This window comes from Streptomyces sp. B21-105, assembly GCF_036898465.1.
Classification (GTDB): Bacteria; Actinomycetota; Actinomycetes; order Streptomycetales; family Streptomycetaceae; genus Streptomyces.
On the sequence record NZ_JARUMJ010000001.1, the window covers coordinates 3,043,246 to 3,067,851 of the forward strand.

General features: G+C 70.1%; 23 protein-coding genes. 11 read left to right on the plus strand and 12 right to left on the minus strand.

The features are described 5' to 3' along the window. Positions 1–83: 83 nt before the first annotated feature. Positions 84–578 (minus strand): DUF3145 domain-containing protein, encoded by a 495-nt coding sequence (locus QA802_RS13715; protein WP_266717252.1) that lies wholly within the window; start codon positions 576–578, stop codon positions 84–86. A gap of 279 nt (positions 579–857) precedes the next feature. Here QA802_RS13715 and QA802_RS13720 point away from each other — a divergent pair, with 279 nt between their 5' ends. Together QA802_RS13720 and QA802_RS13725 are read left to right on the plus strand one after the other, a co-directional pair. After that, positions 858–1,751, plus strand: a complete 894-nt coding sequence (locus QA802_RS13720; protein WP_334521793.1) for an SGNH/GDSL hydrolase family protein — start codon at positions 858–860, stop codon at positions 1,749–1,751. Between the two features lie 39 nt (positions 1,752–1,790). Beyond that, the gene (locus tag QA802_RS13725; protein ID WP_334521796.1) at positions 1,791–2,768 is read left to right on the plus strand and encodes an aldose epimerase family protein; all 978 of its coding nucleotides are present in this window, start codon (positions 1,791–1,793) and stop codon (positions 2,766–2,768) included. Positions 2,769–3,034: 266 nt separating this feature from the next. On the opposite strand, the gene QA802_RS13730 is transcribed toward QA802_RS13725, so the two are convergent. Next, entirely contained in the window at positions 3,035–3,352 is a 318-nt protein-coding gene (locus QA802_RS13730; RefSeq protein ID WP_334521799.1) for a YrdB family protein, read from the minus strand. Between the two features lie 11 nt (positions 3,353–3,363). Then, entirely contained in the window at positions 3,364–4,236 is an 873-nt protein-coding gene (locus QA802_RS13735; protein ID WP_334521802.1) for an EI24 domain-containing protein, read from the minus strand. Positions 4,237–4,490: 254 nt separating this feature from the next. Between QA802_RS13735 and QA802_RS13740 the strand changes: the two genes are divergently transcribed. Continuing rightward, positions 4,491–5,666: a serine hydrolase domain-containing protein gene (locus QA802_RS13740; RefSeq protein ID WP_334521805.1), complete on the plus strand. Its 1,176-nt coding sequence runs from the start codon at positions 4,491–4,493 to the stop codon at positions 5,664–5,666. Between the two features lie 128 nt (positions 5,667–5,794). Here the strand turns inward: QA802_RS13740 and QA802_RS13745 are convergent, their stop codons facing one another. Beyond that, a complete protein-coding gene (locus QA802_RS13745) occupies positions 5,795–6,814 on the minus strand; it encodes an NADP-dependent oxidoreductase (protein ID WP_334521808.1) in 1,020 nt (339 codons plus the stop codon). 196 nt (positions 6,815–7,010) lie between these two features. On the opposite strand from QA802_RS13745, the gene QA802_RS13750 reads away from it, so the two are divergent. After that, positions 7,011–7,427: a MarR family winged helix-turn-helix transcriptional regulator gene (locus QA802_RS13750; protein ID WP_334521811.1), complete on the plus strand. Its 417-nt coding sequence runs from the start codon at positions 7,011–7,013 to the stop codon at positions 7,425–7,427. Positions 7,428–7,500: 73 nt separating this feature from the next. Here QA802_RS13750 and QA802_RS13755 read toward each other — a convergent pair whose 3' ends face one another. Beyond that, positions 7,501–8,358 (minus strand): GntR family transcriptional regulator, encoded by an 858-nt coding sequence (locus QA802_RS13755; RefSeq protein WP_334521814.1) that lies wholly within the window; start codon positions 8,356–8,358, stop codon positions 7,501–7,503. Further along, positions 8,355–8,897 (minus strand): UTRA domain-containing protein, encoded by a 543-nt coding sequence (locus tag QA802_RS13760; protein ID WP_334521817.1) that lies wholly within the window; start codon positions 8,895–8,897, stop codon positions 8,355–8,357. Before QA802_RS13760 ends, QA802_RS13755 begins: the two co-directional genes overlap by 4 nt. A gap of 188 nt (positions 8,898–9,085) precedes the next feature. Here QA802_RS13760 and QA802_RS13765 point away from each other — a divergent pair, with 188 nt between their 5' ends. Continuing rightward, positions 9,086–9,502 carry an ATP-binding protein gene (locus tag QA802_RS13765; protein ID WP_443042277.1) on the plus strand — a complete coding sequence of 139 codons (417 nt, stop codon included), beginning with the start codon at positions 9,086–9,088 and terminating at the stop codon, positions 9,500–9,502. Between the two features lie 92 nt (positions 9,503–9,594). Here the strand turns inward: QA802_RS13765 and yjfF are convergent, their stop codons facing one another. The 6 genes from yjfF to QA802_RS13795 form a co-directional block, all read right to left on the minus strand. Further along, on the minus strand, positions 9,595–10,617 hold the full coding sequence (gene yjfF, locus QA802_RS13770; RefSeq protein WP_334521823.1) for a galactofuranose ABC transporter, permease protein YjfF: 1,023 nt from the start codon (positions 10,615–10,617) through the stop codon (positions 9,595–9,597). Next, on the minus strand, positions 10,617–11,738 hold the full coding sequence (locus QA802_RS13775; RefSeq protein WP_334521826.1) for an ABC transporter permease: 1,122 nt from the start codon (positions 11,736–11,738) through the stop codon (positions 10,617–10,619). Before QA802_RS13775 ends, yjfF begins: the two co-directional genes overlap by 1 nt. Continuing rightward, positions 11,735–13,267, minus strand: a complete 1,533-nt coding sequence (locus tag QA802_RS13780) for a sugar ABC transporter ATP-binding protein (protein ID WP_334521829.1) — start codon at positions 13,265–13,267, stop codon at positions 11,735–11,737. Before QA802_RS13780 ends, QA802_RS13775 begins: the two co-directional genes overlap by 4 nt. A gap of 96 nt (positions 13,268–13,363) precedes the next feature. Continuing rightward, a complete protein-coding gene (locus QA802_RS13785; protein ID WP_334521832.1) occupies positions 13,364–14,368 on the minus strand; it encodes an ABC transporter substrate-binding protein in 1,005 nt (334 codons plus the stop codon). 134 nt (positions 14,369–14,502) lie between these two features. Next, a complete protein-coding gene (locus QA802_RS13790; RefSeq protein ID WP_334521835.1) occupies positions 14,503–15,549 on the minus strand; it encodes a LacI family DNA-binding transcriptional regulator in 1,047 nt (348 codons plus the stop codon). A 629-nt stretch (positions 15,550–16,178) separates the two neighbouring features. Then, positions 16,179–16,991 carry an SCO2400 family protein gene (locus QA802_RS13795; RefSeq protein ID WP_334521838.1) on the minus strand — a complete coding sequence of 271 codons (813 nt, stop codon included), beginning with the start codon at positions 16,989–16,991 and terminating at the stop codon, positions 16,179–16,181. Positions 16,992–17,257: 266 nt separating this feature from the next. On the opposite strand from QA802_RS13795, the gene QA802_RS13800 reads away from it, so the two are divergent. From QA802_RS13800 to mmsB, 6 genes are all read left to right on the plus strand, one after another. Then, positions 17,258–18,418 (plus strand): mandelate racemase/muconate lactonizing enzyme family protein, encoded by a 1,161-nt coding sequence (locus QA802_RS13800; RefSeq protein ID WP_334521841.1) that lies wholly within the window; start codon positions 17,258–17,260, stop codon positions 18,416–18,418. Further along, entirely contained in the window at positions 18,415–19,419 is a 1,005-nt protein-coding gene (locus QA802_RS13805) for a zinc-dependent alcohol dehydrogenase (protein WP_334521844.1), read from the plus strand. Before QA802_RS13800 ends, QA802_RS13805 begins: the two co-directional genes overlap by 4 nt. 121 nt (positions 19,420–19,540) lie before the next feature. Further along, complete coding sequence (locus tag QA802_RS13810) at positions 19,541–20,512, plus strand: hypothetical protein (RefSeq protein ID WP_334521847.1); 972 nt, start codon at positions 19,541–19,543, stop codon at positions 20,510–20,512. A 140-nt stretch (positions 20,513–20,652) separates the two neighbouring features. Then, the gene (chvE, locus tag QA802_RS13815) at positions 20,653–21,759 is read left to right on the plus strand and encodes a multiple monosaccharide ABC transporter substrate-binding protein (protein WP_334521850.1); all 1,107 of its coding nucleotides are present in this window, start codon (positions 20,653–20,655) and stop codon (positions 21,757–21,759) included. A 32-nt stretch (positions 21,760–21,791) separates the two neighbouring features. Further along, on the plus strand, positions 21,792–23,345 hold the full coding sequence (gene mmsA, locus QA802_RS13820) for a multiple monosaccharide ABC transporter ATP-binding protein (RefSeq protein WP_334521852.1): 1,554 nt from the start codon (positions 21,792–21,794) through the stop codon (positions 23,343–23,345). Beyond that, positions 23,342–24,589: a multiple monosaccharide ABC transporter permease gene (mmsB, locus tag QA802_RS13825; protein WP_306952691.1), complete on the plus strand. Its 1,248-nt coding sequence runs from the start codon at positions 23,342–23,344 to the stop codon at positions 24,587–24,589. The genes mmsA and mmsB overlap by 4 nt, the downstream gene beginning before the upstream one ends. Positions 24,590–24,606 lie beyond the last annotated feature (17 nt).

The following is a 24,606-nucleotide window of genomic DNA, read 5'->3' on the forward strand; positions in this document are numbered from 1 at the left end:
GTGGTCTGTGCTGCGGGTCGGCTGAGGGCGGGCTGCGGGTCGGCTGAGGGTCGGCTGCGGGCCGGTGGGAGCCGACCGGGCGGTCACACCACCTGATGCAGCCAGCGCACCGGAGCTCCCTCGCCCGCGTGGCGGAACGACTCCAGCTCATCGTCCCACGGCTTGCCGAGGAGCTTGGCGAGTTCGGCCTCGAGGTCCGTCTCACCGCGCCTGCTGCGCAGCAGGGCGGCGCGCAGCCGGTCCTCCGGGATCAGGATGTCTCCGTGGATGCCGGTGACGGCGTGGAAGATGCCGAGGTCGGGCGTGCAGCTGTAGCGCTCGCCCTCGGCGGTGGCGCAGGGCTCGGCGGTGACCTCGAAGCGCAGCATCTGCCACCCGCGCAGCGCCGAGGCCAGCTTGGACGCCGTACCGGCCTCGCCCTTCCAGGAGAACTCCGAGCGCCAGGTGCCGGGCGCGGCGGGCTGCCGGATCCAGTCGAGGCTGACGCGCGTGCCGAGCACCCCGGCGACGGCCCATTCGACGTGCGGGCACAGCGCGCGCGGCGCGGAGTGCACGTACAGAACTCCACGTGTCGTCACCGGGACCTCCGGGCAGAGCGGGACAGTCTTGCAGGCTGACATGGCGGCGGTGGCAGGCAGCCGCGCTGATGGCGAGGCTACCGTGCGGCGGCGCAAGGAGTGTGACGTACCGTCGGTCCCGGTGCCGCGAAACGTCCGCCTTTCACTCGGCAGGACGCCTGTGCGGGCCTGGAGCGTTCCATCTTGTGGGTGTCATTCGCCGGGAACTCCCGAGCGTTGTCATGAGGAGAGCGTGTTCGAAGATCGGACAGAGTCGGCGAATCGAGGGGACACCAGCGGATGCGGATGCGAAACCGGCACGCACGGGCCCTGCTGGCGGGCACGACGGCGGCCGTCCTGGGACTGGCGGGGTGTGACGTCCAGGGGGGCGACGGCGCGGCCGCGCCCGGCACCCGGGCCAGGCAGGCGCAGCCGTCGCCGACGTCGCTGTGGGACTCGAGCCCCGACTCGGTGGCGGCGGTGGGCGACTCGATCACGCGCGGCTTCGACGCCTGCGGCGTCCTCGCGGACTGTCCCGAGGTGTCCTGGGCGACCGGCAGCAGCGCCGAGGTGAACAGTCTCGCCGTCCGGCTGCTGGGCGCGGCGAAGGCGGCCACGCACAGCTGGAACCATGCCGAGACCGGCGCGCGGATGGCGGACCTGACAGCCCAGATGGTGCGGGCGGCGGCACAGAAGCCGCAGTTGGTGGCGGTGATGGCGGGCGCGAACGACGCATGCCGGCGGTCGACGGCGGCGATGACGCCGGTGGCGGACTTCCGCGCCCAGTTCGAGGAGGCACTCCGCACGCTGCGGCGCGCGCTGCCGAAGACGCAGGTGTACGTGGCGAGCGTGCCCGACCTCAAGCGGCTGTGGTCGCAGGGGCGGACGAACGCGCTGGGCAAGCAGGTGTGGAAGCTGGGCATCTGCCCGTCGATGCTGGGCGACGCGGACGCACTGGACTCGGCGGCGACGCTGCGGCGGGCGACCGTCCAGAAGCGGGTGGAGGCCTACAACACGGTGCTGAAGGAGGTCTGCGCGAAGGACGCGCGGTGCCGGTTCGACGGCGGCGCGGTGTACGACTTCCGGTTCGGCACGGACCAGCTGAGTCACTGGGACTGGTTCCATCCGAGCAAGGACGGGCAGGCGCGGCTCGCGGAACTGGCGTATCGCAAGGTCACCGCGAAGACCTCGTGATCTCGTGGCGTCGTGACCTCGTGACCTAAAGTTCCGCTCATGAGCGAACACTTCGGAACACTTCCCGACAGCACCGCGGTGCACCGCTGGACCCTGGAGCGGGCGGGGACCCGGGTGCGGGTCCTGTCCTACGGCGGGATCGTGCAGTCCGTCGAGGTCCCGGACCGCGACGGCCGCCCGGCGAACGTGGTCCTGGGGTTCGCGGAGCTGGACGGCTATCTCGCCCACCCCGAGCCGTATCTCGGCGCGCTGGTCGGGCGGTACGCCAACCGGATCGCGCACGCCCGCTTCCGGCTGGACGGCCTGACGTACGCGCTGGAGCCCAACAACGCGCCGAACTCCCTGCACGGCGGCGCGCGCGGCTTCGACAAACGGGTGTGGGAGGCGGAGCCGGTCGAGCACGGGCTGCGGCTGAGCCGGGTCAGCGCGCACGGCGAGGAGGGCTTCCCCGGCCGGCTGAAGGTGTCGGCGACGTACACGCTCGACGCGTCGGGGGCGCTGCACCTCGTGTACGAGGCGGTCACGGACGCCCCGACGACGGTCAACCTGACCAATCACAGCTACTTCACCCTCGGGGGTCCCGGCAGCGGCGGCGCCGGCGGGCACGAGCTGCGGCTGGCCGCCTCCCGTTACACACCGGTGGACGCCGACCTGATCCCGACCGGGGAGCTCGCGCCGGTCGCGGACACCCGCTTCGACTTCCGCGCGTCGCGCAAGGTCGACGCCGACTACGACCACAACTTCGTGCTCGACAAGGGCGTCACGGACACGCCGGTCGAGGTGGCCGAGCTGCACGACCCCGCGTCCGGGCGGGTGCTGACGGTTGCGACGACCGAGCCGGGGCTCCAGCTGTACACCGCCGACCACCTCGGCGAGCCGTTCACGCCGGGCGAGGGCGTCGCCCTGGAGACCCAGCACTTCCCCGACTCGCCGAACCGCCCGGAGTTCCCGAGCACGGTCCTGCGGCCGGGCGGGGTCTACCGGTCGGAGACGGTGTACGGCTTCTCGGCCCGGTAGGCCACGGGAGCGGGGGGAAGGCGGGCAGGCCCGGGAACGACATTGCCCCGGTCCAGGGGTCAGGGTCCCGGACCGGGGCTGTTCAAGGGGGCGATGATCGCCTGATCACACGTTAATCGTCGCGGGGATCCCTCGGTCGGCATCAGAGCGGGCCGCCTGGATTTCGTACGAACCCTTCACAAAGAACCAGAGGTCGTCCGCCTCCTCCCCCGGACCGGTCCAGGCCCCCGCCCCGGCCCCGACCCCGACCCCGCCGAACCTGCCCGCTACTGGCCCCACTTGAGGGCGAGGGCCTTGCTCGCCGCGCAGACGAGCGCGAAGCCGAGGGCGAGGCCGTGTGCGTCGGCGGCCCAGAGGGCGACGACCCCGCTGCCGAACCACGCCAGTTCGAAGCCGGCCCGGCCCGCGCCGCGCGTCTTGAACCGGGCCCGCGGCGAGCCGCACAGTGCCCATAGCACGATCAGCGCCGCCGGGGCAGCGAGCCCCGGCAGCCAGGGGCGGGCTGTGGAGAAGCCCCAGTAGGAGACGGCCGCGAGGGTGCCCAGCTCGATCAGGAAGAGGACGCCCAGGTTGGCTGCTTTCACGGCCGGCGGTGTCACCGGTGCGGGGTGCCGGGCCGGCCGGACGTGCGGGCCGCGCCGGCGCCGTCCGTGTCGGGGGCGTAGTCCGTGTCGGGGGCGTCGTCCGCGTCGGGGGCGTCGTCCGCGTCGTCACCCTCGGAGCTCTCCTCGCCGAGCAGTTCGCGGGCGAGCAGGGTGGCGCCGGCGACCGCGCCCGGCATCAGGAACACCGCGACGAAGGGGACCAGGAAGGCCAGCCCCAGGGGCGTGCCGAAGCCCCAGATCAGCGTCTTGCGGGAGCGGAACAGGGCGAGCCGGGCGCGCAGGTCGACGTCGCGGCGCTGGAGGGCGACGGCAGCGAGCTCCTCGGTGAGGAAGAAGCCGGTGACGAAGAAGCCGAGCACCGGCACGACCGTCTGGCCGACGACCGGGATGAACCCGAGGGTGAACAGCAGCACCGCCCACATCAGCGCGCGGGCCAGGATGCGCAGGCTGTCCCGGGCGGAGATCCACAGTTCCCGCCAGAGCGGCAGCCCGGACTCGGGGGCCGTGCCGTCGGGCGAGACGTCCCGGTCGACCCGCTCGGAGAGGCTCTCGTAGAAGGGCTGCCCGATGAGCAGGGTCACGGCGGTGAAGGTCAGGACGGCGAGGAGCAGGCCGAGAGCGAACAGCACGGCGGTGAGGAAACCGCGGAACAGGCCGAGCCAGGGGCTGGACCAGTCGTCGGCGAACGGCGTCGCCCACCCCACGAAGCCCTCGCCCCACACCGCGAGCGCCACCAGGGCCGCCACGTAGAGGACGAGCGTGATCAGGCCGGGGACCAGCCCGAAGCCGTACTGCCTGCCGTGCCTGGCCACCCACCGCTGGCCCTTCAGCAGGTACTGGAAACCCACCCCGAGATCGCGCATGACCGAACTCTATCGGCCATGTTCACCTCACAACCGGGCGGGCGAGGGGGACCCGGTAGGCCATCCGGGGCATCGGTGACACCAACGCCCTCCTGCCGCAGTTGAGTCGAACAGGCACACCTCGCCGTACCGATCTCCGGAAGCAACGATCCCGGATGCTCATGTCCGAGATCGTCCGAAGGGCAGTTCCCGCAGGTCGCACAGGCGTCGATCATCAGGACACACGCAAGCAGCGGGCTGGTTGAGGAGAACGGATGACTCGATTGACTCGGACGACGAAGGAGATCCGCGGCAGCGTCGCCGACGGATTCGAAGCGGTGCGGGAGGAGTTCGCCGCGTTCGTGGCGGAGGAACAGCCTGACTACGAAGGCCAGTTGTGTGCGTATGTGCACGGCCGGCGAGTCGTCGACCTGTGGGCGTCCGGGGACGGCTCGGGACCCGACTCCCTCTACGGCGTCTACTCGTCGACCAAGGGCGCCGCCCATCTGGTGGTCGCGCTGCTGGTCCAGGAGGGCACCCTGGAACTGGACCGCAAAGTCACCTACTACTGGCCGGAGTTCGCCGCCGAGGGCAAGGGGTCGCTGACCCTGCGGGAGCTTCTCGCGCACCGGGCGGGGGTGGTCGGCACGGACGGCGGGTTCTCGCCGCAGGAGCTGGCCGACGACCGGCAGCTCGCCGAACGCCTGGCCGACCAGCGGCCGTTCTGGCGGCCGGGCACCGCCTTCGGCTACCACGCGCTGGTCATCGGGGCGCTCACCGGCGAGGTCGTCCGGCGGGCCACGGGCCGCACCTTGCAGGAGGTGTACACGGAGCGGGTGCGCGTCCCGTACGGGCTGGACTTCTTCCTGGGGCTGCCGACGGCGCACGAACCGCGTTTCCGCACCGCGCAGCCGATGACGCCGACCGCCGAGCAGCGGGCGCTGCTGGACGCCCTGCCCGGCGGCCCGCACACGCTGGCCTCCGTCGCCTTCAACCGGCACGGCGCCCAGCCGACCGACCTCGAGCTGCTGCCCAACGACCCGTTGATCCGGGCCCGGGGGCCGGCCTCGGTGGGCGGGGTGGCGTCGGCGCGTGGCCTGGCCGGCATGTACGCGGCGGCGATCAGCGAGACCGACGGGAAGGCGCCACTGCTGAAGGAGGACACGGCGGCGGAGTTCGGGCAGCTGCACTCGGTGGGCTACGACGTGGTGGCGCGCTCGCACAAGGCGTACGGGCTGGGCTTCCAGGCGACGGCGGACACCTGGTACCCGTTCCTGGGCGCCGGTGCGTTCGGGCACAGCGGGGCGGGCGGCTGCCAGGCCTTCGCGGACCCGCGCAGCGGGCTGGCCTACGGCTACACGCGCCGCCGGTTCGCCTTCCCGGGCGGCGCCGCGCCGGAGAACGACCGGCTGGCGAAGGCGGCGCACACCGCAGCCCTGGCACACGCCTGACGGCGGGGCGGCCGTGGAGGCGACAGGACGGGCGGGGCGCACCACGAGGAGATCCCACGGCCTACTGCCGAGCGCGGGCCGCGCCCCACGTCCAGGGGTGCGGCCCGCGCGGCGCGTGACGGCAGGCGTCAGAGCTTGACGATCATCTTTCCGGTGTTGTCGCCGCGCAGGACGCCGAGGAACGCCTCGAGGTTGTTCTCGATGCCCTCGACGACCGTCTCGCGGTACTTCAGCTCGCCGGAGCGAACCCAGGCGCCGACCTCCTGGACGAACTGCGGCTGCAGGTCGTAGTGGTCGCCGACGAGGAGGCCCTCGATGCGGCCGCGGGTCTGGATGAGTCGGGCGAGGTTCTTCGGGCCGGGGGCCGGCTCGGTGTTGTTGTAGACGGAGATCATGCCGCAGATCGCGATGCGGCCCTTCTCGTTGAGCGAGCCGATGGCCGCCTCGAGGTGATCGCCGCCGACGTTGTCGAAGTAGACGTCGATCCCGTCGGGGGCGGCGTCGCGCAGCTGCTGCGCCACGGGGCCGTTCTTGTAGTTGAAGGCGGCGTCGAAGCCGTACTCCTCGACCAGGAGCTTGACCTTGTCGTCGGAGCCGGCCGAGCCGATGACCCGGGAGGCGCCCTTGAGCCGGGCGATCTGGCCGACCTGGCTGCCGACGGCGCCGGCCGCGCCCGACACGAAGACCGAGTCGCCCTCCTTGAAGGAGGCGGTGCGCAGCAGCCCGGCGTAGGCGGTGAGGCCGGTCATGCCTAGGACGCCGAGGTAGGTGGACAGGGGCGCGGCGTCGGGGTCGACCTTGACGGCCTGCTTGGCGTCGAAGACCGCGTACTCGCGCCAGCCGCCGAAGTGCAGCACGTGGTCGCCGACCGCTATGCCCTCGGCCTGGGAGGCGACGACCTCACCGACCGCACCGCCCTGCATGGCCTTGCCCAGCTCGAAGGGGGCCACATAGGACTTGGCGCTGCTCATGCGGCCGCGCATGTAGGGGTCGACGGACACATACGCGTTGCGCACCAGCACCTCACCGGGACCGGGCCGGCGGATCTCCGTCTCGGCCAGCTCGAAGTCCTCGGGCTTCGGCCAGCCGACGGGGCGGCTGAGCAGACGCCATTCGCGGCCGGTGGCGGGGAGGGCCGAGTCAGTCATGGGGGGCTGCCTTTCACGTGCGGGGGTGTTCGGGATGTTCGGCGGATTGCTTCGGTGCGAAAATGCTTCACTACCTGAAACAACCATGCTCCTGAATATTTCAGGATGTCAAGTAACCGGGTACCCTGGATCCATGGCAGCCTCACATCCGACCTCTTGTCCCGCTGGTCCGACCTCCCTGCCCGACGCCCTGACCATGGAGGTCCTCGAGCTGATCGGCGAGGTCGTGGCGCGCTTCTACGAGGACTACGAGGAGGCCGCCGCCGGTCACTCCCTCACCGGGGCGCAGGCCCGGCTGCTGAGTCTGCTCTCGCTGGAGCCGCTGCCGATGCGCAAGCTGGCCCAGAAGCTGAAGTGCGAGCCGTCCAACGTGACCGGCATCGTCGACCGCCTGGAGTCCCGGGGCCTGGTCGAACGCCGTCCCGACCCGGCCGACCGCCGGGTGAAGCTGGCGGCGGCGACGGACGAGGGCCGCGCCATCGCCAAGGGGCTGCGCGAGTCGCTGCGGTTCGCCCGGGAGCCGCTGGCGGGACTGGCGGAGCAGGAGCGGGTGGTGCTGCGGGGGCTGCTGCGGCGGATGCTGGCAGCGGAGGGCGGCCAGCCCCGGCCTTGAGGGTCCCGCCCGGCCCCGTCCGGCCCCTGAGGCTCCTGCGAAACCCCGGCACCCCCTACGACCCCGGCACCCTCTACGACCCCTGCGGCCCCTGCGGCTCCTGCGGCTCCTGCGGCTCCTGCGGCTCCTGCGGCTCCTGCGGCTCCTGCGGCTCCTGCGAGGTGAACTCGTACTGCAGCTCGTAGAGATGGCCCGCCTTCACCATGACGGTCACCTCGACGGGACGGCCGTCGTCGCCGCGGACGACGCGCAGGGTGCGCAGCACCGGCATGCTGCCGGTCAGCCGGAGTGCCTGGTACTGGTGCTGGGTGGGGACGCGGGCACAGACACGGTCCGTGCGCAGCCGGGGCGGGTGACCGAGCTCGGTCAGCAGGGCGGGGGCGCCGCCCCTGATCCGGCGGCGTTCGGCCAGGGGCGTGCCGCGGGCGATGTCCAGCGGGTAGTAGGACTCGACCAGCTCGGCCGGCTCGTCGTCGACCAGGAGGATCTGGCTGCGCAGCATGGCGGCGCCGTCCGCCGGAAGGTCCAGGGCGGCACGGACGTCGGCGGGCGGGCGCCGCTCCGCGACCTCGAGGAGCTCGGTGCGGGCATGCGTGCCGTGCTTGGCGGCCTCGGTGAGCCAGCGGTACGGCGTTCCGGGGGCCGCGGGCCGCGCGAGGTCGGCGGGCCGGACCGTGCGCCGGCGGTGGGGGCGGACGGTGACGGCGGCGCCCGCGCGGCCGACCACCAGGAGCTCCTCCTTGAGGAGTCGCAGAGCCTTCTGAACCGTGGCGCTCGACGCCCCGAACCGTTCCTTCAGCTGGGCGGTGGTGGGCAGGTTGGCGCCGGGGGCGAGCTCTCCGCTCATGATGTCGTCGCGCAGATCGGCCGCGATGCGCTCATGGAGGGAGCGGCGGTCGACGGCTTCCGGTTCTGCCTTGGGCACGGTCATCCGATCCTGATCTGGTAGCGCAGCCTCTGCCGTAGGGCAGGCATCACCATACGGTCGACCTGGATCGGCCGGTCGTCGCGGTCGAGCGTGAGCCGCAGCAGCCGCAGGACCGGCTCCTCGACGGCGGTGCGCAGAGCGCGGCGCTCCTCCTCGTCGGGCATCCCGGCCGTCACGTCCTCCCGGACGAGGACGCCGACGTGGCCGAGTTCGGCGAGCAGCGTGAGGGCGCCGCCGGGGATCTTGGCGAGGCCGGCGAGACGGGTGCCGCCGGCTATGGCCACCGGGTAGTAGGTGTCGGTGAGCTCGCTGGGCTCGTCGTCGAGGAGGATCAGCCGCCGGCGCACCACGACCGGGTCGCCCTCCTCGACGCCGAGCAGCGCCGCGATCTCGGCGGGGGCGGGCGTCTCACCTGCGTGCACGATGCGCTGACCGCCGCGCCGGCCCTGTGCCGCCGCCTCGGCCGCCCAGGCGTCGCCCCGTCCGGTGTCCCATGGCGTCAGATACGGCAACGACGTGCTGACCCAACCGCTCCCACCCATGACGTCCTCCTGTACGGCCGACCGTTCCTGCGACCCTGCCGCCCTACACGGTAGGCGACTTGTCTCATCCGCCAACCGCCACCCTCAGCCACCCTCAGCCACCCCTGACGACCTTGTCGCCTTTCGCGAACAACAGTAAGGTCACGCCGCAGGACGCCCCCCTGAACCATGGAGGTGCCCCCGTGCCCCTGTCCCGGCACCAGTCACGGCAACGCCGTTTCCCTCGCACGCGCGCCTCCGTACGGGCCGCACGCGCGTTCGTCCAGCAGGTCCTCACGGACTGGGGCTGCGTCGACCGGCTCGACGACATCAAGCTGTGCGCGTCGGAACTCGCCACGAACGCCCTGCTGCACGGCGTGCCCCCGGGCAGGCAGTACTGCCTGACGCTGACCCTCGACGGCCCGCTGCTGCGGCTCGCGGTGCGCGACACCGGCGACCGGCCCGCGCCCCCGGCCCCGCCGACCGAGGACGGCTGCTCGGGCCGGGGCCTGTACCTGGCCCGGGAGCTGTCGGACGACCTGGGCGTCACCGAGCACGCCGTCGGCAAGACGGTGTGGGTCACGTTCAAGACGGACGGCGGGGCCCTCCTGTCGCCGGACGGGTGACGCCGAAAGCGGCCCCGAGCGGCCGGAAACAGCTCGCTCGGGACCGCCAGGGCACCGCTCTTCGACTCAGCCCTTCGACTCAGCCCGTCGGCTCAGCCCTTCTTCCGGGTCGTCATGAAGCGCTGGACCAGGATGAACGCGCACAGCAGCACACCGGTGGCGATCTTCGTCCACCAGGAGCTCAGCGTGCCCTCGAACTGGATGATGCTCTTGATGAGGCCGAGCACCAGCACGCCGAACAGGGTGCCCAGCACATAGCCGGAGCCGCCGGTCAGCAGCGTGCCGCCGATGACGACCGCGGCGATCGCGTCGAGCTCCATGCCCGTCGCGTGCAGCGGGTCGCCGGACTGGATGTAGAGGGTGAAGAGGAGACCGGCGAGCGCCGAGCAGAACCCGCTCACCGTGTACACGGCGATCTTCGTGCCGCCCTGCGGGAGGCCCATCAGCATGGCCGACTGCTCGTTGCCGCCGACGGCGTACACCCGGCGTCCGAAGCGCGTGTAGTGCAGGACGTAGAACGCCACGGCGAGGACCACCAGCGAGACGATCGCGCCGATCGACACGAAGCCCATCCCCAGCTGCACCTGCGTCTGGGCCATGCTGCTCACCGAGCCGTCGCTGATCGAGATCGACTCCTTGCTGATGACCAGGCACAGACCGCGGAAGAGGAAGAGGCCGGCGAGGGTCACGATGAAGGGCTGGATCTCGAAGTTGTGGATCACATAGCCCATCAGGAAGCCGCCGAAGGCCCCCACCGCCAGCGCCATGGGGATCACGACGACGATCGGCAGCCCCTGGCGCTCCACCAGCCAGGCCGTGAACATCGTCGTGAAGCCGATCATCGACCCGACGGAGAGGTCGATGCCGCCGGACAGGATCACGAACGTGACGCCGACCGCGGCGACCAGCAGGTAGCCGTTGTCGATGAACAGGTTCAGGAAGACCTGCGGTTCGGCGAACCCGTAGAACTGGTAGCGGCCGAGGCCCACCCCGTACATCACGAGGAAGAGCAGGGCCGTCACGCCGACGGGCAGCCGCCGGTCGCCGAGCAGGCGCGCGACCTTGGACGGGGTACGGCTGTCGGAGGCCGTGGGGCTCTGGGTGGTCGCGCTCATCACGACACCTCCATCTTGGGAGCGGCCTCGGTCGCCGCGGCGGGGTCCGCCGGGGTCGGGGCCGGCTTGGCGCCGCCCTTCGCGCCGAACCGGGCGGCGAACTTCGCGCCGAAGACCTTGTCGCGGAACTTCGGGGACTGCAGCAGGCAGACGACGATGACGACGGCGGCCTTGAAGACCAGGTTGGTCTGGGTCGGCACGCCGATGGTGTAGATCGTGGTGGTCAGCGTCTGGATGACGAGGGCGCCGACCACCGTGCCGCCGATGGAGAACCGGCCGCCCAGCAGCGAGGTGCCGCCGATCACCACGGCGAGGATCGCGTCGAGTTCGATCCACAGGCCGGCGTTGTTGCCGTCGGCGGCCGAGGTGTTGGAGCTGATCATCAGGCCGGCGATGCCCGCGCAGAGGGCGCAGAACATGTAGACCAGGATCTTGATGCGGCGGGACCTGATGCCGACCAGGCGGGACGCCTCGGCGTTGCCGCCGACCGCCTCCACCAGCAGGCCGAGCGCCGTACGGCGGGTCAGCGCCCCGGTGACGGCCACGACCGCGGCCACCACGAAGATGGAGAACGGCAGCGTCAGCCAGTAGCCGCCGCCGATCAGCTTGTACGGCTCGCTGTTGATGGTGATGATCTGGCCGTCGGTGATCAGCTGGGCCACACCGCGGCCGGCGACCATGATGATCAGGGTGGCGATGATCGGCTGGATGCCCATCCGGGCCACGAGGAAGCCGTTCCACAGACCGCAGACGACCGCGGCCAGCAGGCCGAGGCCCATGGCGAGCAGCACTCCGGACAGGGCGCCCTGGTCTTTCTGGTCACTGATGTAGGAGCAGGCCAGCGCTCCGGTGATGGCGACCACGGCGCCGACGGAGAGGTCGATGCCGCCGGTGGCGATGACCACCGTCATGCCGACCGCCACCAGGATGAGCGGCGACCCGAACAGCACGATCGACACGAGGCTGCCGTAGAGGTGGCCGTCCGCCATCTTGACCGAGAAGAAGTCGGGCGTGAAGGGGACGTTGACGAGCAGCAGGAGGACGAGCACCGCCACCGGCCAGAACAGATGGTGGCGGGTCAGCGCCCGCCACCGGGAAGAGGTGGTCGAAGACGTGGTCACTGGTGCTCTCCGCTCGCGATGGTCTCCAGGATCCGGCTCGTGGTGATCTCGGGCCCGTTGGCGATCTGCGCCACCAGCCGGCGGTCGCGCAGCACTCCGATGGTGTGACTGAGCCGGAGAACCTCCTCCAGCTCGGCCGCGATGTACAGCACGGACATCCCGTCCTCGGAGAGGGAGACGACGAGCTTCTGGATCTCCGCCTTCGCGCCGATGTCGATGCCGCGCGTCGGCTCGTCCAGGATCAGCAGCTTCGGCTGGGTGATCAGCCAGCGGGCCAGCAGCACCTTCTGCTGGTTGCCGCCGCTGAGCTTGCCCACCCTGGCCTCGGGGTTGGCGGGGCGGATGTCCAGGGCTTTGATGTACTTGGCGACCAGTTCGTCGCGCTGGGCGGCCGGGATGGGCCGGGTCCAGCCGCGTGAGGCCTGCAGGGCCAGGATGATGTTCTCCCGCACGGTGAGGTCGGGGACCAGGCCCTCGCTCTTGCGGTTCTCGGAGCAGAACGCGACGCCCGCGCCGATCGCGTCGTTCGGGGCGCTCATCGAGATCTGCTTGCCGTCGATGGACACCTTGCCGCTGTCCGCCTGGTCGGCGCCGAAGAGCAGCCGGGCGAGTTCGGTGCGTCCCGAACCGAGCAGGCCGGCGAGCCCGATGACCTCGCCCTTCTTGATCTCCAGGTCGAACGGCTCGATACCGCCGGTCTTGCCGAGGCCTTCCGCGCGCAGCAGCGTCTCGCCCGCTTCGGCGCGCTGCTGCTGCTCCTGGAGCTCGTCGAGCTGGCCCATGGCCTTGCCGAGCATGAGCTGGACCAGGCCGACCTGGTCGAGGTCGCTCACCATGTGCTCGCCGACGAGGGTGCCGTTGCGCAGCACCGTCATCCGGTCGCAGATCTCGTAGATCTGGTCGAGGAAGTGCGACACGAACAGGATCGCCACGCCCTCGTCCTTCAACCGCCCCATCAGCGCGAACAGTTGCAGGACCTCGTCGCGGTCGAGGCTGGACGTCGGCTCGTCGAGGATGAGCACCTTGGTGCCCGGTCCGTCGCCGCCGCCGGTGTTCAACGACCGTACGATCGCGACCAGTTGCTGCACGGCCAGCGGGTACGACGACAGCGGCGCGGAGACGTCGATGTCGAGGCCGAGCCGGTCCACCAGCTCCGCCGCCTCCTGGCGCAGCCGCTTCCACTGGATGCGGCCCATGCGGGTGGGTTCACGGCCGATGAAGATGTTCTCCGCCACCGACAGGTTGGAGCAGAGGTTGACCTCCTGGTAGACCGTGCTGATGCCGGCCTGCTGGGCCTGCAGCGGGCTGGCGATGCGCACGGACGCGCCGTCCAGCGTGATCGTGCCGCCGTCCAGGGAGTAGACCCCGGTCAGCACCTTGATCAGGGTGGACTTGCCCGCCCCGTTCTCGCCCATCAGCGCGTGGATCTCGCCGGGAAAGAGCCGGAAGTCGACGCCCGACAGAGCCCGTACCCCCGGGAACTCCTTGACTATGCCCGCCATCTCCAGGACGGGCCGCGGCTCTGCCATGGCAGCGCTCCTCTTTTCATTGGTTCAGGCCCGCAGGGAGCCCCGGGACCGATGGGGCTCGGTAGGCCGGAGGCTCCCTGCCGGTGGGTGCGTCGGTCAGTACTTGCGGGTCGGGAGCGCGTCCTTGGCCTGGTCCTGCATGAAGTCGCCCTCCTTGGTCTTGATCCAGCGCTCGACCGTCTCGCCGTTCTTGACCTTCTTCACGACGTCCATCAGCTGGGGGCCGAGGAGCGGGTTGCACTCGACGATGGCGTTGATCTTGCCCTCGGACATGGCCACGAAGCCGTCCTTCACGCCGTCGATCGAGACGATCAGGATGTCCTTGCCGGGCTTCTTGCCGGCCGCCTCGATGGACTGGATGGCGCCGATGGCCATGTCGTCGTTGTGCGCGAACAGGACGTTGACGTCCGGGTTGGACTGCAGGAAGGCCGCCATGACCTGCTTGCCGCCGGCGCGGGTGAAGTCACCGGTCTGGCTGACGACGATCTTCCAGTCCTTGTGCTCGGCGTCCATGACCTCCTTGAAGCCCTTGGCGCGCTCGATCGCCGGGGCGGCGCCGGTGGTGCCCTCCAGCTGGGCGATCTTCACCGGGCCCTTGAGGCCGGCCTTGGCGATGACCTTGTCGAGGATCTTGGCGGCGCGGCGGCCCTCGTCGGTGAAGTCGGAACCGACGAGCGTGACGAACAGGGAGTCGTCGGAGGTCTCCACGGAGCGGTCGGTGAGGACGACCGGGATCTTCGCGGCCTTGGCCTCCTTGAGGACCGCGTCCCAGCCGGTGACGACCACCGGCGAGAAGGCGATGACGTCGACCTTCTGGGTGATGTAGCTGCGGATCGCGGAGATCTGGTTCTCCTGCTTCTGCTGCGCGTCGGAGAACTGCAGCTTGTAACCGGCCTCCTTGGCCGCGGACTTCACGGAGTCCGTGTTGGCGCTGCGCCAGCCGCTCTCCGAACCGACCTGGGAGAAGCCCAGCGTGATCGTCTTGCTGCCGCCGGAGGAGGAGGAGTCGGAGGAGCTGCCGTCCTCCTTGGCGCAGGCGGTGAGGCCGCCGGCCGCCGCCACGCCGACCGCGACGGTGAGGAAGTTCCTTCTGCTGAGCATGTTCTTCTCCTTTGAAGAGCCGGTCCGGGGACGGACCTGCTGGTTCTTGAGGGGACCGGCTGTTGTGCGTCCAGCCTGTCGATCATTGTTCGGCATTTCGGCCATACGGCGACATGTTTCAGTCACCGGGTGAGTCAGCGGGGTGCGCCCTCCGATTGAACAGCCTGAGGGAACGTACTCGCGCGGACGACAAGTTGCGGTTCGATCGCGATCCGGGGCACGGTGGCCGGCGGATGCCCCTCGATCAACTCGAGGAGCAGTGCGATGCCACGCCTGCCCACCGCCGCGAAGTCCTGCCGGACGGTGGTCAGGGGAGGTGCGAAGTACTCCGACTCCGGGATGTCGTCGAAGCCGACCACCGCCACGTCCTGGGGCGTACGGACCCCCGCTTCCCGCAGGGCCCGCAACACCCCCAGGGCCATCTGGTCGTTGGCGGCGAAGACCGCGGTCAGCCCCCGGCCCACCCAGCCGGCCAGTTCCTGGCCCGCACGGTAGCCCGACAGCGGACTCCAGTCACCGCACAACGTCATCGGCGGTTCCACGCCCGCCTCTTCGAGGGTCGCCCGCCAGCCGGCGGCGCGGTCGGCCGCCTCCTGCCACTCCTCGGGCCCGGCGAGATGCCAGACGCTGCGGTGGCCGGCGGCCAGCAGATGACCCGTCGCCAGGCGTGCCCCCAGGTGCTGGTCCACGCTGACGCTCGGGATCTCCACCCCCGATCCGCCCCCCACGATCACCACGGGGAACGGATGACGCAGTTCGCTCAGCGCGTCCACCGCGGACCGCTGTGGAGCGATGGCGACCACGCCTTCGACCCCGCCCTCACTGAGGTGGTCCAGGGCCTCGGAGAGCGTCTCCATGGTCAGTTTGCGCAGACTGACCGTCGAGACGAGATACCCCTCGGAACGCGCCGCCTCTTCGAGCGCGAACAGCGTGCTGGCCGGCCCGTGGAGGGTGGTGTCGGAGGCGACCACGCCCAGCGTCCGGGTGCGCCGGGTCGCCAGGGCCCGTGCGGAGAAGTTGCGGCGATAGCCCATCTCCTCGATCGCCCGGAGCACTCTGGCCCGTGTCTCCTCCCGCACGTTGGGGTGATCCCCCAGCACACGGGACACGGTCTGGTGGGACACGCCGGCCTGGCGTGCCACGTCGGCCATGGTGGGCGGCCGAAGCCTGGTGTGTGCCACGTGCGCCCCTCCTTGGCTCTCGTTCGTGGGTACGACCTGCGACGCGGGCGGACTGTTCCGCTCCGCGGATGTCACTCCGGGGTCCCGGAGGGCCCGACGGAGGCGACGGAAACGACGCGTCGGAACGCAATGCGCACGACGCTCGGTCTCCCCTGCCGACGTTGGGCGTTGACTGGTGAACGCGGAGGTCATTGTGAGCGCTAACAATTCATGCCGGTCAAGAGGGTTGCGGACCAATGGTCGTCACGGTTCCATAACGCGATTTGGCCGAATTGTGCATCACACCAGGTCACAGCCCTGCGGGCGGGTCCGGGCGGCGTCTTCGGGCGGAGGCCCGACGAGGCTCCGCGTGGCCGCCGCGGACTTCGCCACGACCTCGCCGGACGCCGTTCGCCGCCCGGGGGACGTCCTGCGCGTTTCCCTGGACGGATGTCCAAACAGGCCGGCGAACCACACAACTGCGCACAGAATCAACCATCCACGGGGGCACCGGGACGCCCGATCGGACGCCCCACCGGACACTCGGCCGGACGCCGCGGAACGCCCCACGGGGCCCCATCGGACGCCCCACGGGACCACTGCCGAACGCTCCACCGGAGGCCACCCGGCCCCGGCACCCACCCGGAGCCTCAGGAGCACCACCACAGGAACCGGGTGCACGTCTCCGACGGCGAGGGCTTCGGGGACGAGGCCGGCGTCGACGAGCCGGAGGTCGGGGCAGAGCCCGAGTCGTCGTCCGACGGGCCGGTCGCGTCCGAGGAGCCGGGGCGGGTGCCCGACCGGGCTTCCCGGTCCGGGCCGGGCGTCGCGGTCCCGGCCGTCGAGGACGGCGAGGCCGACGCGGAGACGGACGCGGAGGCGGAGGCCGAGGGGTCCGGGGAGGGCGAGGCCCCGACCGTGTCCGCCCGGTCGTCCAGGGGCCGCCCGGACGCGCTCGGCTGCGCCGCCGAGCCGTCGATCTCGGACGACTCTCCGCCGGCCGCCGAGGGGTCGGCCGACGAGGAGAAGCCCGGGGCGTCCACGCCCAGCTCGGCCAGGCTCAGCCCGCCCGCCGCCAGGACGAAGCCGACGCCGATCAGCACCGCGCGCCTGCGGCGCCGGCGATGGGCGGAGGCCTTGCGGTCGCGACGGCTCCCGTCCGGCGCTGCGGACGCGGACACGCCGCCCGGCCCCCGCCGCCCGCCCCGGCCATGCCCACGGCGGCGCGCGGTCCGCCCCTGCGCCTCGTCGTCGTCGTCGACGACGCCGGGCTCGTCCTGAGCGCCGTGATCGTCGTCGCCGCCGCCGTACGGCTCGGGCGCGTAGGGGAGCGGTTCCGGTTCGTACTGCTCCGGCTGGTGCGCGTCCTGCGGATACGCGCGTAGCTGTTCGGCGGGTGTGCCGCACCCCGGGCAGGCGAGGGCGCCGTTGAGGTGCCGTCGGCACGGGTGGCAGTAGTCCATGACGCGGAGAGACTAGGTTCCCGGAAGTGACCATCCCCGAGCGCCCGTGTGAAAGTTGTGTGGGAAACCGGCCATACGGCGCGTCAAGTAGAGTGACCTACCCCACATGAATGCGCTTCACCGTCCGAAAGCGGCATCGAAATTGTCGAAAGCGATACCCGGCCGTCACGGTCTCGCCATTGACACCCCGCTCACGCGGTCCCTAGGGTCTGGTCAGCATTTCGAACGCGTGACGAAATCTCGAACAGTTTCGAAGGGTTAACTCCGTGCGCATCACCGGAATCAGCACGCATGTGGTCGGGACGCCGTGGCGCAACCTGACCTACGTCCTGGTGCACACCGACGAGGGCCTCACGGGCGTCGGCGAGACCCGGATGCTGGGCCACACCGACGCGCTGATCGGCTACCTGAAGGAGGCCGAGGCCAACCACATCCTCGGCTCCGACCCGTTCGCTGTCGAGGATCTCGCACGCCGCATGAAGTACGGCGACTACGGGCGGGCCGGCGAGATCGTGATGTCGGGCATCGCGGTGGTCGAGATGGCCTGCTGGGACATCAAGGGCAAGGCGCTCGGCGTGCCGGTCTGGCAGCTCCTCGGCGGGAAGGTCACCGACAAGGTCAAGGCCTACGCCAACGGCTGGTACACCACCGAGCGGACCCCGGAGGCCTACCACAAGGCCGCCAGGAGCGTCATGGAGCACGGCTACCAGGCGCTCAAGATCGACCCCTTCGGCACCGGGCACTTCGAGCTGGACCACCGGCAGAGCCTCTACGCCGTCTCCCTCATCGAGGCCGTGCGCGACGCCATCGGGCCGGACGCCGAGCTGATGCTGGAGATGCACGGCCGCTTCTCCCCCGCCACCGCCGTACGGCTGGCCAAGGAGCTCGCGCCGTTCAAGCCCGCGTGGTTGGAGGAGCCCTGCCCGCCGGAGAACCTGAAGGCCCTGGAGAAGATCGCCGCCAAGGTCGACATCCCGGTCGCCACCGGTGAGCGCATCCACGACCGCATCGAGTTCCGCGAGCTGTTCGAGAGCCAGGCCGTCGACATCATCCAGCCGGACGTCGGTCACATCGGCGGCATCTGGGAGACCCGCAAGCTCGCCGCCACCGCCGAGGCGCACTACGTGCTCGTCGCCCCGCACAACGTCGGCGGGCCGGTGCTCACCGCCGCCTCCCTGCAAGTCGGGTTCACCTCCCCGAACTTCAAGGTCCTCGAGCACTTCAACGACTTCGCCGACGCGGAGATCAAGAAGGTCGTCAAGGGCGCGCCCGAAGTGATCGACGGCTACTTCCACCTCTCCGACAAGCCCGGCCTCGGCGTCGAGCTGGACGTGGACGCGGCCGCCGAGTTCCCGCAGCAGCAGGCGCGCTTCGACCTCTGGGCCGAGGGCTGGGAACAGCGCAAGCCGAAGGCCGCCGAGCAGTGAGCACCGCCGTCGTGGTCCAGGCGCCGGGCGAGCATCGCATCGTCCGGCACGAACCGCGGCAGCCGGAACCCGGCGAGGCGCTGGTCCGCGTCCACGCGACCGGCATCTGCGGCAGCGACCGCGAGGTGTACCACGGCAACCGGCCCGAGGGGTACGTGCGCTACCCGGTGACCCCCGGCCACGAGTGGTCCGGGACGGTCGAGGCGGTCGGCGCCGGGGTCCCCCCGTCGCTCCTGGACCGCAAGGTGGTGGGCGAGGGCTTTCGCAACTGCCAGGTCTGCGACCGCTGCCACACGGGCGCGACGACGCTGTGCACGGAAGGGTACGAGGAGACCGGTTTCACCCAGCCGGGGGCGATGGCCGCCACCCTCACCCTCCCGGCGCGGCTGCTGCACCCCCTTCCGGACGACGCCGACCTCACCGCGGCGGCCCTGCTGGAACCGGCGGCCTGCGTCGCGGCCGCCGCGATCAAGGTGCACGCCCTGCCGGGCGAGCGGGTGGCCGTCGTCGGCACCGGGACGCTGGGCATGTTCGCCGTGCAGTTCCTCAAGGCGGGCTCGCCCGCCGAGCTGCTGGTCGTGGGCACGCGCGGCGACCGGGAGGAGCTCTCCCGGCAGTTCGGCGCCACCGACTTCCGCACCTGTGACCAGGATCTCCCCGACGACATCGACCTCGTCATCGAGACCGCCGGGTCCCCGACCGCCGCCCGGACCGCCGCCTCACTGCTCAGGCGCGGTGGCCGGCTGGTCCTGACCGGGATCCCGGCGCCCGGTGCGGCCGGGCTGGACCCGACGGACCTCGTCGTACGGCAACTGGAGGTGCACACCGTCTTCGGAGCTCCACCGGACGCCTGGGCCTACACGGTCCGGGTGTTCGGGGCCGGGCTGCTCGATCCGCTGCCGCTCATCACGCACGAGCTGCCGCTGACCGCGTTCGCCGACGCCATCGATCTGGTCGGCTCCGGCGATCCGAAGGTGGGCAAGGTGCTGCTCAGGCCGTAGGCCCCCGCCAAGCCGTACGCCGGCTCGGGGCGTCCTGACGCGCCCCGGGCCGGTGTACACCCAGCCCAGCACGACCTGAGCCGCGAACCTTGACCGACATATCGAACACGAAGGACGGCATGTGACCACCGACGCTTCCACCACGGCAGCTCGCCGACCTGGTGAGCAGGCGCTCGCCGCACTCGGCCTGGGCGCGCCCGCTCTCGATCCCGCCGACGCCTCCCCTCACGGGTTCCCGGGCGGCGGCCGCTGGCGCACCGAGGTCCCTTCGTGCGAGGGCCCCGAAGCGCTGACCGTCATCCTTAAAGAGGCCTCCCGCCTGGACGTGCCGATCCACCGGATCAGCCAGGGCAGCGGCGTGTGGATGCTGACCGACGCCGAGATCACCGACATGGTGGACTCCACCGCCGAGCGGGACATCGAGCTGTGTCTGTTCACCGGTCCGCGCGGCACCTGGGACATCGGCGGCTCGACCCGTACCGACTCCCGGGGCGGCGGACTGCGGGCCCGCGGGCACGACGCCGTCGCCGGGTGCGTGGAGGACGCGGTGCGAGCGACGGAGCTGGGCGTCAAGTGTCTGCTGGTCGCCGACGAGGGCGTGCTGTGGACGCTGCACCGCGCCCGCACGGCGGGCGTCATCCCGGCCGACACGACGCTGAAGGTGTCGGCGCTCATCGGCCCGGTGAACCCGGCCGCGTACGCGGTGTACGAGCGTCTGGGCGCCGACTCCGTCAACGTGCCGAGCGACCTGACGCTGGATCATCTCACGGAGATCCGGCGGGCTTCGGCCGCCCCCATGGACATGTACATCGAGGCCCCCGACGATCTCGGCGGGTACATTCGTATGTACGAGGTCGCCGAGCTGATCCGGCGCGGCGCACCGCTTTACCTGAAGTTCGGCCTCTCCAAGGCGCCGGGCATCTACCCTTACGGCCATCACATGCGCGACGTGGCGCTCGCCACAGCCCGGGAACGGGTGCGTCGCGGACGTCTGGCCCTCGACCTGCTCGCTCGTCACGGAGCGCACGGCGACATGGCCCCCCTGGGCTCGCGACTGCCCGGGGAACTGAACAGGTTCGACGCCGGGTCATAACGTTCCGGAAACCTTGCTTCACAGAAGCCGACACAGGCGCGCAGAATCCCACACATCGCTTCTCGGTCTTTCCGGCGTCGCTCCGGGAGCTCCTTCGCAGCGCGAGACCGATCCCCTGCCACTCATCAAGGATGTAGATCATGCGTAACCGCAGAGCCGCCCTCGCCGCCATAGCCGGAGCCGCCTCCCTCGCCCTCACCCTGTCCGCCTGCGGACAGTCCGGTGAGGGCGGCAGTGAGGAGAAGGCCGGCGACGCCAAGGGAGGCACCATCGGCATCGCGATGCCGACCAAGTCCTCCGAGCGCTGGATCACCGACGGCGCCAACGTCGAGAAGGACCTCAAGGCCAAGGGCTACAAGACCAAGCTGGTCTTCGGCGAGGACGACCCCGACCAGCAGGTCTCGCAGATCGAGAACCTGATCACCCAGGGCGTCAAGGCGCTGATCATCGCGGCGATCGACAACAAGTCGCTGAACAACGTCCTCCAGCAGGCCGCCGACGCCAAGATCCCGGTCATCTCCTACGACCGCCTGATCCTCGGCTCGAAGAACGTCGACTACTACGCGTCCTTCGACAACGAGAAGGTCGGCAAGCTCCAGGCCACCTACCTCGTGGACAAGCTGGGCGTGGCGTCCGGCAAGGGCCCCTTCAACATCGAGCTCTTCGCCGGCTCCAACGACGACAACAACACCAAGTACTTCTTCAACGGTGCGATGAGCGTGCTCAAGCCGTACATCGACAGCAAGAAGCTGGTCGTCAAGTCCGGTCAGACCGCCATGACGCAGGTCACCACCCTGCGCTGGGACGGCGCCACCGCCCAGAAGCGCATGGAGGACATCCTCACCTCGTCGTACAAGAGCGGCAAGGTCGACGCCGTGCTCTCGCCCTACGACGGCATCTCCATCGGCATCATCGCCGCGCTGAAGTCGGACGGCTACGGCTCCGCCGCCAAGCCGCTGCCGGTCATCAGCGGTCAGGACGCCGAGCTGGCCTCCGTGAAGTCGATCATCGCCGGCCAGCAGTCGATGACCGTCTACAAGGACCTCCGCAAGCTCGCCCAGGTCGCCACGGACATGGTCGACGCCACCCTGAACGGCAAGAAGCCCGAGATCAACGACACCAAGTCGTACGACAACGGCACCAAGGTCGTCCCCGCCTACCTGCTGCAGCCGGTGAGCGTCGACAAGACGAACTACCAGAAGGAGCTCGTCGACGGCGGCTACTACACCGCTGACCAGCTCAAGTAAGCGTCGAACCTTACGGATTGGAAGGCACGACCATGGCGGGACCCGTCCTGGAAATGCGCTCGATCGTCAAGACCTTTCCCGGCGTCAAGGCGCTGTCAGACGTCTCATTGACCGTCCGTCAGGGCGAGGTCCACGCCATCTGTGGTGAGAACGGCGCCGGAAAGTCCACCTTGATGAAGGTGCTCTCCGGCGTCCATCCCCACGGCAGCTACGGAGGCGACATCCTCTTCGAGGGGGAGGTCGTCCAGTTCAAGGACATCCGGGCGAGCGAGCAGCACGGCATTGTGATCATCCACCAGGAGCTGGCGCTGTCGCCGTACCTCTCCCTGGCGGAGAACATCTTCCTCGGCAACGAACACGCCAAGGGCGGGTTCATCGACTGGCGGCAGACCCTGCGGCACGCCACCGAGCTGCTGCGCCGGGTCGGTCTCAGCGACCACCCGGAGACCCGTGTCGCCGACATCGGTGTGGGCAAGCAGCAGCTCGTGGAGATCGCGAAGGCGCTCTCCAAGAAGGTGAAGCTGCTCATCCTCGACGAGCCCACCGCGGCGCTGAACGACGAGGACAGCGGCAAGCTCCTGGACCTGATCCTGGAGCTGAAGAAGCAGGGCATCACCTCGATCATCATTTCCCACAAGCTCAACGAGATCCGCAAGGTCGCGGACTCGGTGACGATCATCCGCGACGGGCACTCCATCGAGACGCTCGACGTGAAGTCGGCCGAGACGACCGAGGACCGGATCATCAGCGGCATGGTCGGCCGCGACCTCGACCACCGCTTCCCCGAGCGCACCCCGCACGAGGCGGCGGACAAGGACGCGGCTCCGGCCCTGGAGATCCGCGACTGGACCGTGCACCACCCGATCGACCAGCAGCGCAAGGTGGTCGACGACGTGTCGATCCAGGTGCGCCGCGGGGAGATCGTCGGGATCGCCGGCCTGATGGGCGCGGGCCGTACCGAGCTCGCCATGAGCGTCTTCGGACGCGCCTACGGCCGGCACGCGGGCGGCACCGTCCTCAAGGACGGCAAGGAGATCCGTACGAAGACGGTCGCCGAGGCCATCGGCCACGGGATCGCGTACGTCACCGAGGACCGCAAGCACTACGGCCTCAACCTCATCGACACGATCAACCGCAACATCTCGCTGACCGCCCTGAACAAGGTCGCGAAGCGGGGCGTGGTCGACGAGCACGAGGAGCGGCAGGTCTCCGAGGGCTACCGCAAGTCGATGAACATCAAGGCCCCGACCGTCTTCGAGCCGGTGGGCAAGCTGTCCGGCGGCAACCAGCAGAAGGTCGTCCTCAGCAAGTGGATCTTCGCGGGTCCCGACGTGCTGATCCTGGACGAACCGACGCGCGGTATCGACGTCGGCGCCAAGTTCGAGATCTACACGGTCATCGACCAGTTGGCCGCCCAGGGCAAGGCGGTCGTCTTCATCTCCTCCGAGCTGCCGGAACTGCTCGGCATGTGCGACCGCATCTACACGATGGCCGCCGGACGGCTCACGGGCGAGTTCCCGCGGGCCGAGGCCACGCAGGAAGTGCTGATGCGTCAGATGACGAAGGACAAAGAGGTAACGCGATGAGCACGGACGTGACCGACAAGAGCCCGGCGGCCGCGCCGCCCGGGAAGAGCGGGGGCTCCGCCTCCGGCGGCGGGCTTCTGCAGGTGATGCTCGACGGCCTGCGCCGCAACATGCGCCAGTACGGCATGCTGATCGCGCTGGGCCTGCTCGTCGTCCTGTTCCAGGTGTGGACCGGCGGCGACCTGTTGCTGCCGCGCAACGTCTCCAACCTGGTCCTGCAGAACAGCTACATCCTGATCCTCGCGATCGGCATGATGCTGGTGATCATCGCGGGTCACATCGACCTCTCGGTCGGTTCGGTGACGGCGTTCACGGGAGCCTTCGCGGCCGTCCTCACCGTCCAGCACGACGTGGCGTGGCCCGTCGCGCTGGTGCTGTGCCTGATCGTCGGCGCGGTGGCCGGCTCGGTGCAGGGCTTCCTGATCGCCTATCTCGGCATACCCTCCTTCATCGTCACCCTCGCGGGCATGCTGCTCTTCCGCGGTCTGACGGAGATCCTCCTGGAGGGCCAGACCCTCGGCCCGTTCCCGGACGGTCTGCAGAAGATGGGCAACGGCTTCCTGCCGGAGGTCGGCCCGAACACCAACTACCACAACATCACGCTGCTGCTGGGCTTCGCCCTGCTGGCCTTCGTGGTCCTCCAGGAGGTCCGGGACCGCAAGCGTCAGCAGGAGTTCGCGCTCGACGTGGTGCCGCGGAACCTCTTCCTGCTCAAGCTCGTCGCCATCGCCGCCGCGGTCCTCACGGTCACGATGCTGCTCGCCAGCTACAAGGGCGCGCCGATCATCCTGATCATCCTCGGCGCCCTGGTCGTCGGCTACGGCTACATCATGCGCAACGCCGTCTTCGGCCGTCACATCTACGCGATCGGCGGCAACCTGCCGGCGGCGAAGCTGTCCGGCGTCAGGGACAAGAAGGTCACCTTCCTGGTCTTCCTGAACATGGGCGTGCTCGCGGCCCTGGCGGGTCTCGTGGTCGCCGCCCGTCTGAACGCGGCCTCTCCGAAGGCGGGCCTCAGCTTCGAACTCGAGGCGATCGCCTCGTCGTTCATCGGCGGCGCGTCCATGAGCGGCGGCGTCGGCACGGTCCTCGGCGCGATCATCGGTGGTCTCGTCCTCGGTGTGCTGAACAACGGCATGAACCTCCTCAGCGTCGGCAGCGACTGGCAGCAGGTCATCAAGGGCCTCGCCCTGCTGATCGCGGTCGGGTTCGACGTCTGGAACAAGCGCAAGTCCGGTTCCTGAGCCGACGAGCGGGGCCC

Bases quoted from the DNA above. Each gene is read 5' to 3' on its own strand.
- mmsA (WP_334521852.1), top strand. From the start codon at position 21,792: ATGGCGGGACCCGTCCTGGAAATGCGCTCGATCGTCAAGACCTTTCCC.
- QA802_RS13795 (WP_334521838.1), bottom strand. From the start codon at position 16,991: ATGGACTACTGCCACCCGTGCCGACGGCACCTCAACGGCGCCCTCGCC.
- QA802_RS13735 (WP_334521802.1), bottom strand. From the start codon at position 4,236: ATGCGCGATCTCGGGGTGGGTTTCCAGTACCTGCTGAAGGGCCAGCGG.
- mmsB (WP_306952691.1), top strand. From the start codon at position 23,342: ATGAGCACGGACGTGACCGACAAGAGCCCGGCGGCCGCGCCGCCCGGG.
- QA802_RS13755 (WP_334521814.1), bottom strand. From the start codon at position 8,358: ATGACCGTGCCCAAGGCAGAACCGGAAGCCGTCGACCGCCGCTCCCTC.
- QA802_RS13745 (WP_334521808.1), bottom strand. From the start codon at position 6,814: ATGACTGACTCGGCCCTCCCCGCCACCGGCCGCGAATGGCGTCTGCTC.
- chvE (WP_334521850.1), top strand. From the start codon at position 20,653: ATGCGTAACCGCAGAGCCGCCCTCGCCGCCATAGCCGGAGCCGCCTCC.
- QA802_RS13785 (WP_334521832.1), bottom strand. From the start codon at position 14,368: ATGCTCAGCAGAAGGAACTTCCTCACCGTCGCGGTCGGCGTGGCGGCG.
- QA802_RS13760 (WP_334521817.1), bottom strand. From the start codon at position 8,897: ATGGGTGGGAGCGGTTGGGTCAGCACGTCGTTGCCGTATCTGACGCCA.
- QA802_RS13720 (WP_334521793.1), top strand. From the start codon at position 858: ATGCGGATGCGAAACCGGCACGCACGGGCCCTGCTGGCGGGCACGACG.
- QA802_RS13780 (WP_334521829.1), bottom strand. From the start codon at position 13,267: ATGGCAGAGCCGCGGCCCGTCCTGGAGATGGCGGGCATAGTCAAGGAG.
- QA802_RS13750 (WP_334521811.1), top strand. From the start codon at position 7,011: ATGGAGGTCCTCGAGCTGATCGGCGAGGTCGTGGCGCGCTTCTACGAG.
- yjfF (WP_334521823.1), bottom strand. From the start codon at position 10,617: ATGAGCGCGACCACCCAGAGCCCCACGGCCTCCGACAGCCGTACCCCG.
- QA802_RS13740 (WP_334521805.1), top strand. From the start codon at position 4,491: ATGACTCGATTGACTCGGACGACGAAGGAGATCCGCGGCAGCGTCGCC.
- QA802_RS13725 (WP_334521796.1), top strand. From the start codon at position 1,791: ATGAGCGAACACTTCGGAACACTTCCCGACAGCACCGCGGTGCACCGC.